Annotated in this window: 11 protein-coding genes and 1 riboswitch; of the genes, 8 read left to right on the top strand and 3 right to left on the bottom strand. The window is 43.4% G+C overall.

Annotation, left to right across the window (positions count from 1 at the left end):
- The first annotated feature begins 252 nt into the window (after window positions 1-252).
- Together CGZ90_RS17620 and CGZ90_RS17625 are read left to right on the top strand one after the other, a co-directional pair.
- A complete protein-coding gene (locus tag CGZ90_RS17620) occupies window positions 253-1,506 on the top strand; it encodes an S-adenosylmethionine decarboxylase related protein (protein WP_240515473.1) in 1,254 nt (417 codons plus the stop codon).
- 117 nt (window positions 1,507-1,623) lie between these two features.
- Window positions 1,624-1,953: a BhlA/UviB family holin-like peptide gene (locus CGZ90_RS17625; RefSeq protein WP_094253854.1), complete on the top strand. Its 330-nt coding sequence runs from the start codon at window positions 1,624-1,626 to the stop codon at window positions 1,951-1,953.
- A gap of 64 nt (window positions 1,954-2,017) precedes the next feature.
- Here the strand turns inward: CGZ90_RS17625 and CGZ90_RS17630 are convergent, their stop codons facing one another.
- A complete protein-coding gene (locus CGZ90_RS17630; protein ID WP_094253855.1) occupies window positions 2,018-2,887 on the bottom strand; it encodes a 5'-methylthioadenosine/S-adenosylhomocysteine nucleosidase in 870 nt (289 codons plus the stop codon).
- Window positions 2,888-3,051: 164 nt separating this feature from the next.
- Window positions 3,052-3,155: riboswitch (purine riboswitch) on the bottom strand.
- A gap of 191 nt (window positions 3,156-3,346) precedes the next feature.
- Window positions 3,347-6,427: an efflux RND transporter permease subunit gene (locus CGZ90_RS17635; protein ID WP_094253856.1), complete on the bottom strand. Its 3,081-nt coding sequence runs from the start codon at window positions 6,425-6,427 to the stop codon at window positions 3,347-3,349.
- 94 nt (window positions 6,428-6,521) lie between these two features.
- Between CGZ90_RS17635 and CGZ90_RS17640 the strand changes: the two genes are divergently transcribed.
- Window positions 6,522-7,358 (top strand): TetR/AcrR family transcriptional regulator, encoded by an 837-nt coding sequence (locus CGZ90_RS17640; protein ID WP_094253857.1) that lies wholly within the window; start codon window positions 6,522-6,524, stop codon window positions 7,356-7,358.
- A 144-nt stretch (window positions 7,359-7,502) separates the two neighbouring features.
- Here CGZ90_RS17640 and CGZ90_RS17645 read toward each other — a convergent pair whose 3' ends face one another.
- Window positions 7,503-8,213 (bottom strand): hypothetical protein, encoded by a 711-nt coding sequence (locus CGZ90_RS17645; RefSeq protein WP_094253858.1) that lies wholly within the window; start codon window positions 8,211-8,213, stop codon window positions 7,503-7,505.
- Between the two features lie 291 nt (window positions 8,214-8,504).
- Here CGZ90_RS17645 and CGZ90_RS17650 point away from each other — a divergent pair, with 291 nt between their 5' ends.
- The 5 genes from CGZ90_RS17650 to CGZ90_RS17670 all read left to right on the top strand — a co-directional run bounded on the left by CGZ90_RS17650 (window position 8,505) and on the right by CGZ90_RS17670 (window position 13,418).
- Entirely contained in the window at window positions 8,505-9,194 is a 690-nt protein-coding gene (locus CGZ90_RS17650) for an ABC transporter ATP-binding protein (protein WP_094253859.1), read from the top strand.
- Window positions 9,191-9,772: a DUF4367 domain-containing protein gene (locus tag CGZ90_RS17655; protein WP_094253860.1), complete on the top strand. Its 582-nt coding sequence runs from the start codon at window positions 9,191-9,193 to the stop codon at window positions 9,770-9,772. The genes CGZ90_RS17650 and CGZ90_RS17655 overlap by 4 nt, the downstream gene beginning before the upstream one ends.
- Window positions 9,765-12,380, top strand: coding sequence for an ABC transporter permease (locus CGZ90_RS17660; protein WP_094253861.1), 2,616 nt, complete (start codon window positions 9,765-9,767; stop codon window positions 12,378-12,380). Before CGZ90_RS17655 ends, CGZ90_RS17660 begins: the two co-directional genes overlap by 8 nt.
- 81 nt (window positions 12,381-12,461) lie before the next feature.
- Complete coding sequence (locus CGZ90_RS17665; RefSeq protein WP_094253862.1) at window positions 12,462-12,668, top strand: hypothetical protein; 207 nt, start codon at window positions 12,462-12,464, stop codon at window positions 12,666-12,668.
- A 228-nt stretch (window positions 12,669-12,896) separates the two neighbouring features.
- Window positions 12,897-13,418: an ECF transporter S component gene (locus CGZ90_RS17670; protein WP_094253863.1), complete on the top strand. Its 522-nt coding sequence runs from the start codon at window positions 12,897-12,899 to the stop codon at window positions 13,416-13,418.
- Window positions 13,419-13,472: the final 54 nt, after the last annotated feature.

A 13,472-nucleotide genomic window follows, 5' to 3' on the forward strand; every position in this document is an offset into this window, starting at 1 on the left:
AAGCTTTTCAAGAAATTCTCAAAGTATTTTATCAATTTCTCACAGCATTTCCTCAAAATCTTACAGCTTTTGAATAATTCCCTTCAAAAAACCGCTCAATGTTTTGGGGTACGGTACCGAGTCCTCGTACTCCCTCTAAAATCTATAAAACAAAACTTAGACGGTTGTCCTATGCCATCCAACCACACCAATGCGGGTTAATTCTCATAAACTATTGTATCAACCGCTAGGAAGGATGGGATGATCTCCCTAATGAACACTCAGCTTACAATCCTCGGAAGCGGGGGCGGCGTGGCGAAGGCCATTCTTTCGATCATCAACCAAGCAGTTCAGGATCCGAATGACCCTCTCTTTAACCGGCTTAAAAACTCCACACTGCATTTAATAGATATGCAGCAAAAAACATTAGATTACTATGAGAATCTGTTTCCAAACCTTAATAACCATATAAGGCTTTACCAATTTAATTTAAACGATCTGGACGTTTTCCGGAATCACCTTAGAACAACAAAAACCGAAATTGTGATCGACGTATCGTGGGCCGATACGATTGAGATGCTCACGTGCTGCAATGAGCTCGGCGTTTCTTATGTAAACTCTGCCCTTGAAAACACGGCTGTCGATGAGGATCCGACGTTGTATGGATTCCCGCTGTCTGAACGATTCAGCAGATTTGAAGACAAGAAAGGACAGTTCACCAACACGAAAGCCGTCATAGGCTCCGGCATGAACCCCGGCGTCGTTCAATGGATGGCGCATGAACTGATCCATAAGCACCGCGGCTCCAAACCGCTCGCCTGCTACATCGTCGAGCATGATACCTCGTTTTTCGCCGATCCTGCCATCGTGAAAAAAGATACGATCTACACTTCATGGTCAGTTGAATGTTTTTTGGATGAAGCGATATTAAGCTATCCTATGTACGTATCACATCAAACACCGCTTTACATGTACGATGATGTGTACCGGGACGAGTACACTGTAAATCTTGGAGATGTCACGTTTCAGGGATGCTTAATGCCGCATGAAGAAGTGCTGTCACTCGGAAAGCTGTACGACATGGAGTTCGGCTTTATCTACCGCGTCAACGAACACACGACAAAACTGATCCGCGACAACCTGCACCAGACAGACGAGCTGTGGGATTGGGAACACCAGCTAATTGACCCGGAAATAAGAGACGTTACTGGCGAGGATCTCGTCGGTGTACTGCTAGTTTTTGAGAATCATGAAGAATACATCTACAACGTGATGAACACGAAAGAAATCTATCCAAAGTACAAAACAAATGCCACATACTTTCAGGTAGCATGCGGGCTTTACGGCGGAATCGCAAGTCTGCTGCTTGATTCGGTTCCGAACGGTGCTCATTATGTGGATGAGCTGCTGCTCCAGCCAAACTGCCAATACGGAAAGTATCTTTCTTATCATATGAAGGATTTTGTTACAGGATGGAATAATAGCTCGGATGGATTGCTATATAAACGAAGAAACAGAATTGTATAATCTATCATTTGGAAATAACCTGCGTAAGCTTGCAAATTACACAATCAAGTAAGACAAGCACTGCATAAAATAGAGCATGTCCATATTAAGTGGACTAAATAGTGGGAGGTGAGATTGATGAATGTCGACTTGCTGCACTATTTCTCAACACAAGGTCCTTGGGCTGTTTTGTTTGTAGGCGGACTGATTTATACACTTAACTGGGCTCGAAGCCGTGAAGAATATTCACAGAAAAACATGGAAGAGCTGCTGGACAAATATGATCAATTATCTAAAGATTTATGGGCTATACACAATGAAATCATGAAATGCCAGCAAAATTTAGTAAATAACAAATCCCTAGTTGAACTCATGCAGGACGAATACTCCAAGCACCGCGACATTGAAAAAGACATTCTCGAAAAAGTAGCAGAGATCAGTGCCATAATAGAAGATTTAAAGAAATAAGACTTTCAAAAATGATCAAAACCCCCTACACTTCAGTGAACTGTCGTGTTGAGGGGGTTTTTTATTATTTTTTCTTTTCAGCAATATACTTCTTCACTACTTCGTATACATACTCTTGATTTGCAGCTGCTGTATTCGGATCATACTTTCCGCCGTTTACTTTGTTGTTTGATAAAATACGAATGCCTAGGAAAGGAACGTCATAGCCTTTTGCCATTTGAGCTGCAGCCGCACCTTCCATTTCTTCTACCGAGCTGCCAAATTTCTCGTGAAACCAGTTAATGCGGTCGACTTCGTTGTTCCACACATCTGCGGACCCAATCGTCCCTTCTACTATCTTGCCTTTTTTGTACGTGTTCTTGACAGCATTTGCCGCTGCAAGAAGCTCCGCGTCACCTTCATAATAACGCGCCTTTTCAGCATTTGGATCCTCGCCGGCACTTCCTTCGCTCGCCATCAAGTCCATTGGGATCCAAGTTGTTGGGTCGATGCCTTCGTTTTCCAGCTTACTCGTCGTTTTCAGTGCACCTAAATTGACCGTTCTTTTCCCCAGTACAATGTCATATACGTTCAAATCAGCGTCATGGCCGCCAGACGTTCCTTGATTGATGATGGCTGCCGGTTTGTACTTTTCAATCGCAATAGCGGTCGCTGCAGCAGTGTTTTCCATGCCTTTCCCTGTTTTTGCAACGATTACCGGATAACCATTAAGGGTTCCTTTATAAAACACGAACGTTCCTGATTTTTCTACTTTTACGTTATCCAGCCTTTTTGCAAAGTTTTCTGCTTCAATCGGCATTGGCCCTTGAATGATAATTGGTCTTTTATTCTTGGCATGTGCCACCATTTCTTTTTCAGATATTGCGTTCCAACCAGCTAACACAGATAAGACGAGTGCAGCCATGATCGTAATGAGTCCTGCTTTTTTAAACATACTGTTCTCTCCTCGTTGTAAGTTTTCACCCGTATATCGCATATAAAAAAGCCTGAAAAGCAGAATAACTTCTACCTTCCAGACCTAAATAGAGTCAAAGTATATAAGATCAGAACAATCGAAAAGAATGCCCAATCAGACACGAATTTACGCCAAACACACGCAAAACCGATACTTTAACCCGTAGTCCGGTTCTTTCATTGGGAACCAGGTAGAAACACTCAGACCATATTACCGAGCATATACGAGCAGCAACTATTAAATTGTTGTTTACTTTAATACCGTAACAAAAACCATCGTAAAAAGCGAACATTTTTTTATAATATCCGCCAATCATTCGTTTTACAGTGTATATTTTTCAAGAAAATCCACTTATGACATATAAAACTGCTCTAATTACGGAAAAAGAATGAACGAATCAAAAAACCTCTCGAGTCGAGAGGTTTTGATTTTAGCTTTTTAGTTCTCTTCTACTTCTCTACGGTTTTTCTTAAAGACTTTAGAAAGTACTTCGTAAACGATCGGAACGATGATCAGCGTTAATAACGTCGAACTCGTCAAGCCGCCGATTACTGTGATGCCAAGTCCTTTTGAAATCAATCCTCCGCCGCCGGAGCCGATTGCTAACGGAATCAATGCACCGACTGTTGCGATAGCTGTCATAAGGATCGGACGAAGACGGGTTGCGCCAGCCTCGAGTATCGCTTCACGCATACTCATTCCATCGCGTTCCATGTGGATGATACGATCTACTAGTACAATCGCGTTTGTAACGACAATACCTATTAGCATCAATAACCCCATCATGACCGATACAGAGATCGTTTCATCCGCGATTAATAGACCGACAAACGAACCGATCACCGCAAACGGAAGCGAGAACAGAATCGCAAATGGCGCTACACCTTCACGGAACGTGACCACTAGAATAAAGTACACGATTGCGATCGCTGCAAGCATCGCCAGGCCAAGCTGTGTAAAGGTTTCCTGCATATCGGCCGCTACACCGGCAACATTCATCGTCACACCTTTAGGTAGGTCTAGTTTTTCAATCGCTTTATCCGCTTCAGATGTTGCTTTTGAAATGTCCTTCCCTTCGACCGTTCCTGAAACGGTCGCGTGGTATTCCCCTTTGCTGCGGGCAAGCGTATTTAATGTTGTCCCTTTTTCAACTTTTACAAGCTCAGAAAGAGGCATTTTCGTACCAAGAGCTGTCGGCACCTGTGTTGCAAGAATATCATCGATGGATTCCGGCTGTTTCGACTGCTCCTGCTGCACAATTACATCGAGTGATTCCCCATTTTTCTCAACGGTTGTTAATACATCTTCTGCCTTCATCGGGTTGAGCATCATGACAATCTGTCCAGCTGTTAAGCCGTATTTCAGCAGTTCATCCTGTTCGACTCTAAACGTGTGCTCGACAAAAGCATCCTCTGCACTAGATGAAACATCTTTTAAGCCGTCATTCTTTTTCAGTTCGCCTTCAACCATTTTTACAGCTTCATTCAGTTTATTTAAATCTTCACTGTAAAATGTGTAGCTAAGCTCATTAGGAGCCATGGAAGATGCTGAGAAGTTCTGGCTTTTCCATTCGCCGGATTGGCCGATATCACCTACATACTTTTCGATGTCTTCACGAACTTCAGGGAAGTTCTCCATTTCTGGGTCAAAAATCAGATACATCATGGCACCGCTTGCTCCGCCCGACATCGCCATCATCGGATCGACCGTATCCGAAACAGAAACCTGAACGATATCAATATCCTTGCGTTTAAGCATCTTTTCTTCTACTGCTTCAACATTCTTTAACGTCTCTTCTTTAAGCTCGCCTGCTTCTGGCGTGTAAGTCAGATACATGACCTTATCTTCTTCGCTGCCCATAAAGCTGAATCCGATGATCGGTGTTAACGCTAAGCTGCCGGCTAATAAAAGAACGGCCAGGACAGACGTGATGATTTTATGATTAAGAGATTTGTTAAGAATTCCTTTATACCAATTTGATAGCTTGCCAGTCTCTTTATGGCTGCTCTCCGTTTTTTCACCATACAGCTTCTTTTTGAACAAGAAGTGAGATAATGCCGGCACGATTGTAATCGCCACAATAAGTGAAGCACCTAGCGCGAACGTCATCGTTAAGGCGAAAGGCGTGAACAGCTCCCCTACCATGCCGCCGACAAAGATAAGCGGAGCGAATACCGCAACGGTTACTAACGTTGATGAAAGGATCGGCTTGAACATTTCAATCGTCGCTTCGCGGATAAGCGCGCGTCCTGACAGCTTTTCTTCTTTTAAATGCAGTCTGCGATAAATATTCTCTACGACGACAATGGAGTCATCGATTACACGGCCGATCGCGACCGTAACCGCACCAAGCGTCATGATATTAAGCGTAATATCCATCCAGTTCAACAGCAATAGTGCCATGAAGATTGAAACTGGAATGGACACGATCGAAATAATCGTTGATTTAAAATCACGCAAAAACAGCAGGATGATTAATACGGCGATCAATCCGCCGAACAACGCTTTTTCAATCATCGTTGAAACAGACTCTTCGATCGGCTTACCTTGATCGAGCGATACATCAATGACTAGGCCATCAATTTTCGCTTTTTCCTCTTTAATCAACTTCTTCACACCGTTAACGACATCAACCGTGTTTGCTTGCTGTTCTTTGACGATTTGAATCGCAATCGCTTCATCGCCATTTGTGCGCGATACGGATTCTACCTTACCGACCGTTTTAATGTCAGCGATGTCGCTGAGTTTCACGAACGGCGATGGATTTTGTGCAGAAGGCGTGACAGGAATGAGCATGTTCTTTAACTCATCAGCCGTCATGAACTTTCCGTCCACAGCTACAGCTTCTTCGCCCTCTTTAAACTCATATAGCCCTAATGAAACAGACAGATTGCTCGCCTGAATCATTTCTTTTACTTTATCTTCGGTTAATTTCAGTTCCGCCATTTTTGCCTGATTATATGTAAGGTCCACTTCTTCAATATGCTGACCTGTAATCTTGGCTGACGCCACACCGTCGATTTTTTCGATCTTCGGCAGGATAATATCTTCTACAGTTGAAGTTAATTCAACGATATCTTCTTTCGAACTGCTCACACTGAGTGCCGCAACAGGCATCATGTTCATGCTGATTGCTGTAACGGTCGGCTTTTCTGCACCTTCTGGCAAAGTAACAGTGTCCAGCGCAGATTGTAAGGCACGTTTCGCTTCATCCATATCTATGCCATACTCATATTCGATTTGAAGATTCGACATGTTCGAATACGAATTTGAATTGACGGTTTTAACATCTTCAAGTCCTTCAACCGCTTTTTCTATTGGAATGGACACATCTTCCATCACTTTTTCAGGAGTTGCTCCAGGATAGACGTCCATGACCATCAAGTATGGAATCGAAACATCTGGTATAGTCTCCATATTCATACGTGTTCCTGAGTAAATACCTGATACCGTTATAATTAGAGTAAGCAGCCAAACAGCCAGCTTATTCTGCAGAACAAAATTAACTAAACCCTTCACTCGTACACCAACCCCTAATTGACTTATGAAACTCAATTACTTATACTAATGACTGGTTGGTCATTTGTCAATGAAAACCATTAGGAGCGATAACATGAGCAAAAAACAATTAATCATGGAAAGTGCGTTAGAACTCTTTGCTAAACAAGGATTCGAAGCCACTTCCGTTCAACAAATAACCGATCATGCCGGTATTTCCAAAGGCGCTTTTTACTTATCCTTCAAGTCAAAGGATGAACTGATCATCGCCTTGATCGATCACTTTATGATGCAGTTCACATCCGATATTGACTGGGTAGTCAAAAACTCGAATAATGATACGGAACTGTTGTATGATTTTTATAATGCAGCCTTTGCTTCGTTTCAAAAGCATTCGGACTTTGCCAAGATTTTTATAAAAGAGCAGTCACAGACACCTAACGAAGAGCTTATCTCAAAAATGCGCCATTACGACAAGCTTACCGATAAAATCATCTTAAGTATGATTGACCGTCTGTATGGAGAAGAAGCTCGCAAGGTAAAATATGATTTGATTTATTGCATCAAAGGCTTCATTCATGTGTACTCTCATTTATTTTTATTTTTTAATCTGCCATTTGATCTGGATAGCCTTTGCCGTTCACTGGCGCAAAAAACTAATGTACTCGCGAAGCATTCTACGATTCCTTTTATTACAGAAGAGTTGTTTCAGACGTTTACTACTGAACAGAGTTATGAAGAAGTAACAGCTGAACAGCTTATTGAACTCTTGGGACAAACAATAGAGGAAATTGAAGAGCCGATTGAAAAGGAATCGTTAACATTGCTCAAGCAGCAGCTGATTGAACCTTCCTTAAGCCCTGCCATTGTGAAAGGGTTATTGGAGAATATACGAAATCATCCGCATTGCAAGTGGGTTTCTTATTTGCTGCGGGGTTATTTTGGATTTTAAGTAGATAAACGAAATGCCCTGCAGAGCGGTTCTCTGCAGGGCATTTATTATGTCGATATTTTACTCGGAATTTGTAGATATTTCTCGGGAAATGGAGATTGTTGTGCTTTACTTTTCTATATCGCCCTGCGATACAGAAGCTGCTTATTTTCGGAACAACCCGAAAAAACCCCGCCGTTTTTCTTCTGGCCGATTTTGCATCGCTTCTTCCAATCGCGTATTAAAATCATTCTGCGCACGCCATTCTTTAATCTGTTCTTCGCGCAGCTCTTGTAATTCTTTCTGCAAAAGTTCACTTTTTTCTTGCTCTTGCTGCAGCAATGCTTCGTAATGATCTTTTTGCTGTTCTGTTAATCTTTCAATTCTAGCTGTCGTTTTCTGCGATGCATTTCCAATTGCAGAGCTGATCACATGATGATCCTGCTGGAGACGGGAAACCGTTTGTTTAAGCTCTGACATATCGCTTGCCAGCTTAACGTTCATTTCACGTGCAGCTGCGAGTTCGTTGCCTAACAGCATTAAGAACTCTTTTAATTGGTTCGGATCTTGAGGAAGACTTTCATATGTATCGAATATCGCTACGTCTGTTTCAATGGAATCTGTTAATCTTTCGCTTTGCTGTGAGGCAAGGTCTTTTGCTGCATCGTCTAGCTGCTTGTCTGTATCGCGCAGCGCTGTAAGCGCTGTGATGTCAGACTGTACAAAAATCCGGCGGTCGCCGTCTTTCAAAAACTCATAACCGTTCCGCTCTAAAATCTGTCCATACTTTCGGACAGTAGGTGTGGCAATCCCTACTTCTTCAGCCACTTCCTTAGAGGAGAATGCTCGTTCATTTTGTTGTATATCACGCCGCATATCGGACCTCCTATTCTAATACCTTAATTATACAAGTTTATATCGCCCGGCGATACGAAACTTTAATCGCTGATTCGCTATGTTCTATAACATTCGAAGGTAACATTCGTTGTTCGTCTATGCTGGCTAAAAGAGTTCTTGAAGAAACCTCTCGCTGCGAAAGGTTTTTTTGTATTTTAATAGAACTGAATAAAAATGGAAAAAACATACTTTTTTCCATTTGGTAAATGTTATCATTATTTAAATCCTAGAGCTTGCACCTTGTACTCGAATTAATAAGGAGAGGTCAAAATGACACATATAATCACAAAGAACGTGTCTAAAGTGTTTAGCGGTGATGGCGTTTTAACAAGCGCGGTCGAAAATATTACTCTTTCATTTCATCAGAAAGATTTCACTTCCATTGTTGGACCATCAGGTTCAGGCAAATCTACTCTGCTAAGTTTGATCGGCACGCTGGATCAGCCGAGTTCCGGTCAGATTTTTTACGATGATACGAATGTAACCTCTCTTAAAAATAACCAGCTTGCTGATTTCCGCTTTGAAAAGATCGGATTTGTCTTTCAGCAATTTCATCTTCTTCCGACGTTAACAGCTCTTGAAAATGTTCTGGCACCGCTCTTTTCGCGCAAGGTGAATTACCATAAAGAGAAGCGGGCCAAAGAACTGCTGGAACAAGTTGGATTGAAAGATAAGCTGCACTCCTTCCCTTCTCAACTTTCTGGCGGACAGCAGCAACGAGTGGCAGTTGCACGCGCCCTCATTCACTCTCCGGAATGGCTGTTGGCGGATGAGCCAACGGGTAACCTGGACACCGAATCCGGTGAAGTGATCTTCAGCCTATTAAAACAGCTAAACCAAAACCATAATTGCGGCATTATTCTTGTGACACACGATATGAAGCTAGCTCAGCGGACAGACCGCGTCATTAAAATGGTCGACGGCCAGCTTGTGTCGGATACAAATGAGGTGGCCATATGAACAGAATGTCCATCATTATCATTGTCTTTTTGTTCATTATAGGTGCAGCTGGAATTTACATGATCTCGTCTGTAGAAATGATTACCGATGGACCTAAACCCGTGGATACAACAACCGTTAACAAAACAACTCCAAACCCTGTTGAGGCCTCAACCCCTCCAGCAAAACCAAAATACCCTGCAGGACAGATAGAGGATAACATGATTGAAAAGGTGATTCCTTTTCCGATCGTAAAGCCCTCTTACTTGCCGTCAGGATTTGCATATAAAGAGCGCGAAGCCTTTGTTCACTATTACGGCGATCAGGCATCATACAAGATGACGATGTACTACGAATCGTCTGACAAGTTTATTTACATTGAGATGACGAATGAAGCACCGATGGACAAAGGGAAGCAAGAAGAAGTCGATGTAAATGGAATACCCGGGGCCTTTATTAAGCTGGGTGCTCCGGCCGACACGAACAACGTCGTCTCATTTTCATTTAAAGAAGCCTATTACGAGGTGCATGGTACGAATGTGACAAAAGAAGAGCTTGTAAAGATTGCGCGTTCTTTGCCGGTGAACGCCAATGATTAAGTTTATACTTCAAAACTGGCGCCGTCAGCGTGAACGGTTCCTGCTTTTACTTGCCGGAGCGGTTATGATCAGCGGCGGTCTAAGCTATTTGCTAAATCTATCTGAAGGAAATAAAGGAACGGTTGTCGAGAACCTGCAAAAAAGGTGGGAATCTTCTTACCATATCGTCGTGCGCCCTCAAGGATCCAGGAGCGTGACAGAAGAAAAAGGACTGCTCGAACCTAACTACTTAAGCGGCATTGCTGGCGGTATCAGTCAAAAACAGCTCTCGGATATTAAAGCCATCACAGACGTTGAAGTTGCAGCACCTGTTGCGGTGCTTGGATATTCACCGTTAGAGGCTGAATTTAAAACACAAATCATGCCAAAAGAGTTTGGCATCTATCGTATTAAAATCCAGAATAGAGCGTTTGACGGTGTCCGCCATACGATTGAGGACCGCGACACCCTTTACGTACCGCTTGGCAAATGGAATATGCCTGAAGGATATGGCGGCCAGAACGGCATTCAATTCGGAAAAGATTTCGGATTGATGGATCAATATGACTGGATCCTCCGAGCTTCTAGCCAGCAGCTTCTTGTTGGCATCGATCCGGTGGAAGAAGCGAAATTGGTTGGATTGGATGCCGCGGTGCTGCAGCAAAACGGGAGTCAATATTTTTCCCCACAAAACTCAGACGTCACGAAGACAAGTGACGTGAGCACCGCTATTCCTGTATTAATAAGCAGTGCTCCTTTCGTAGACGAAACGATCACATACACGGTCGAACCGCTCGATCTTCCGTTTCAGGACATTAACGAAGCTGCACAAACATTAGCAAAGATTAAAGAGAACGGCGGCAAGAAGTATTTGAATAGCCTTGCAACAAACAATGACGCTAAAAAAACGTATGACATATCTTCTGAAAAGCTGTACAAAACGTTATTCGGCTCTCTGACTGGCCTTGACCCTGCTACAGGAAAAAAAGTGAGTCTTTTAGACGGACAGTCCAACATTACGGAGTCCCATGTCGCTTTGAAATCAACGGCTTTATCAGTAAAAAGTGTAACTAGCCCTTTTGGTGAGCGTTGGGCATATGCGTTTAAAGCGGAGCCGCAAAAAGCAGAATTTCCATGGGGCGGCAAGATCCATAACGCGTTCAGGCCGCTCGATTATTACGAGCTGCCAGACGGAGGAGTGCCGGGAGTAAGCTATAACTTTGTCGGATTTTATGATCCAAACAAGCTGAAGCTCTCAAAAGACCCATTAAATGAATTACCGATGGAAACATACCGCCCTGCTACCGCTCATCTTGTACTGGACGGGAAAGGCAAGCCCGTTAATCCGCAAGTAACCGTCCAGCCGACGAGCAATCCATTGGGATACCTGACAGCTCCCCCTACCCTGCTAACAACAATTGAAGCAGCCGCTGCCATCAACGGGGACAAGCCTATTTCTTCCGTACGAATAAAAGTGGCAGGGGTCACTTCACTTAGTGAGGAAAGTCAGAATAAGCTTGAAGCAATCGCAAAAGAAATCGAAAGCAAAACAGGGCTGTTAACCGATATTACGCTCGGTTCATCGCCGCAGCCACTCATCTTGGAGATTCCGAAAAACGGCAATACACAAGCATTAGGCTGGATCGAACAGCCTTGGAGCAAGCTGCAATCCTCCATCACACTGTTTAGAGAAACGAAGCTTGGCTACTCTGCCGTCATTGTTTTCGTTCTATTAGTAGCCGTAGTCTATGTATTCGCGAGCTGCCTTGTTTCCTTATTATCACGAAGAAAGCAAATGGCCGTCCTGCTGTCACTCGGCTGGCGTCCATCACAGCTGAGCCGGATGATTATGATGGAATCGATCATCTTAGGCTGTGTAACGGCGATCATCGCCTGGAGTATTACAGCCATAACAGCACCAGCAGAAATTTCATTAGTAAAACTCATGTTGATCGGTTTTACAGGAATTACGATCTACTTGTTAGGTTCTATCTGGCCTGCAATGCTCGTCCGAAAAATCAAGCCTTATGAAGCGATGCGAACCGGGGAAATCACAGTGAGTTCCAAGCGCGTCATGCGTACCAAAAATTTATGGTCGCTTGCACTCAGTCACTTTCTTGGAAAATGGAACCGTAACTTCTTATCGGTCCTTTCCATCGCGATTCCAGCAACACTGCTGTCCATATTTGTCTCCATCACACTTAGACTGCAAGGCATCATGTACACCACATGGCTCGGACAATATATATCCGTAGAGATCGGCAAAGTCCACTACATCGCCATGGGCATCGCATTTTGCATCAGCATCCTCACCACATCCGAAATACTCTGGCAGAACATCGCAGAGCGGCGGAACGAGATCGCCCTGTTAAAAGCCATCGGCTGGAGAAGCTCGACGGTACGCAGGCTCATCTGGCTAGAAGGCTTATACTCAGGCGGGTTGGCTAGCTTAATAAGTGTCCTGTTAAGCAGCTGTGTCATGTATTTGCTGTATGGCGGTTTGACACTGTCACAGTTCGGTTTGATGCTTGGTTGTTCGCTCATCCCATTAGTTATGGGCTTTTTAGGATCTGTACTGCCTGCTGAGTCAGCGATTAAAGTGGAGCCTAATCGGGGGCTGGCGAGTTAAATCATATGGCGACAAAGCACATATCACGAAGTTACCAATTAAAGATATACTGTGATTAAAAAGACAAAAGGAGCGGTAATCATGGCTAAGATCATTCCGTTTCCAGAACCGGAATTCGCTTTGACCGATGAAGAGGTTATCGAGTATCACCAGATTAAAGAGCTGCTTGAAACAGCCAGCACCTTCCGCCATTACCGCATCTTGAAGAAGCGTGTTGCTGAATTCATGGCTCGCGTTGAGGAACGCCGTCAGCAAGAGCTGAATGATAGTCGGAGACCTTATAAATGAAACCGTAAAATAGTGCACCCTATAAAGTAGCTTCTGCTTTATAGGGTGTTTTTTTATCACCTTGACCAGGTGAACGATTAACTTGCAAGTCTCTAATTCCCATCATTTTCAAACAATCCACACGTGTAGCTAGTTTTTACCAACTTCAATTCTTCATTTCCTATTTTCTAAAGCGCTAGTGGCAGATATAATAGATGAACAGGAAATAATTATGAAAGAGGTCATCTTATGAATACAGCATACTCATTAGAAACGACGAAAACAAAAGCATTAGTCATCAATGCCCTTTTCATTGCATTGACACTTGTTGCAACTATGTTCATCAACTTAAGGCTTCCGACAATAGGTAACGGCGGGCTGATCCACCTTGGAAACGTTCCGCTATTAATAGCCGCATTTGTTTTCGGCAGAAGAACAGGTTTCGTTGCAGGCGCTTTTGGAATGGGCTTGTTTGATATCATTTCAGGCTGGACCGTATGGGCGCCATTCACCTTCTTTATTGTAGGAACAATGGGTTATGTGGCAGGTTTGATTTCTGAAAAAGCCCCTGGGAATCGACTTCTCGTCAACACAATGGCAGTAGCCGCTGCACTGATCATAAAAGTTGTGGGCTATTATTTTGCCGAAGTAATCCTATACAGCAACTGGATTCAGCCATTCGGGTCTATTCCAGGCAACATTTTGCAGGTGGCTATAGCGGGAATTATTGTTGTGCCGCTTGTGGCGCGTATTAAGAAAAGAGTGATTTAGTTTTCATACACCTAATTGAGCAGATTGTTCAATTAGGTGTTTTTTATAACTTCG

Source organism: Fictibacillus aquaticus (assembly GCF_002245695.1).
GTDB classification, from domain to species: Bacteria; Bacillota; Bacilli; order Bacillales; family Fictibacillaceae; genus Fictibacillus; species Fictibacillus aquaticus.

What these genes read in the sequence shown, in the direction of transcription:
- CGZ90_RS17620 (WP_240515473.1), top strand. Translation starts at nt 253, where the DNA reads ATGAACACTCAGCTTACAATCCTCGGAAGCGGGGGCGGCGTGGCGAAG.
- CGZ90_RS17625 (WP_094253854.1), top strand. Translation starts at nt 1,624, where the DNA reads ATGAATGTCGACTTGCTGCACTATTTCTCAACACAAGGTCCTTGGGCT.
- CGZ90_RS17630 (WP_094253855.1), bottom strand. Translation starts at nt 2,887, where the DNA reads ATGTTTAAAAAAGCAGGACTCATTACGATCATGGCTGCACTCGTCTTA.
- CGZ90_RS17640 (WP_094253857.1), top strand. Translation starts at nt 6,522, where the DNA reads ATGAGCAAAAAACAATTAATCATGGAAAGTGCGTTAGAACTCTTTGCT.
- CGZ90_RS17645 (WP_094253858.1), bottom strand. Translation starts at nt 8,213, where the DNA reads ATGCGGCGTGATATACAACAAAATGAACGAGCATTCTCCTCTAAGGAA.
- CGZ90_RS17650 (WP_094253859.1), top strand. Translation starts at nt 8,505, where the DNA reads ATGACACATATAATCACAAAGAACGTGTCTAAAGTGTTTAGCGGTGAT.
- CGZ90_RS17655 (WP_094253860.1), top strand. Translation starts at nt 9,191, where the DNA reads ATGAACAGAATGTCCATCATTATCATTGTCTTTTTGTTCATTATAGGT.
- CGZ90_RS17660 (WP_094253861.1), top strand. Translation starts at nt 9,765, where the DNA reads ATGATTAAGTTTATACTTCAAAACTGGCGCCGTCAGCGTGAACGGTTC.
- CGZ90_RS17665 (WP_094253862.1), top strand. Translation starts at nt 12,462, where the DNA reads ATGGCTAAGATCATTCCGTTTCCAGAACCGGAATTCGCTTTGACCGAT.
- CGZ90_RS17670 (WP_094253863.1), top strand. Translation starts at nt 12,897, where the DNA reads ATGAATACAGCATACTCATTAGAAACGACGAAAACAAAAGCATTAGTC.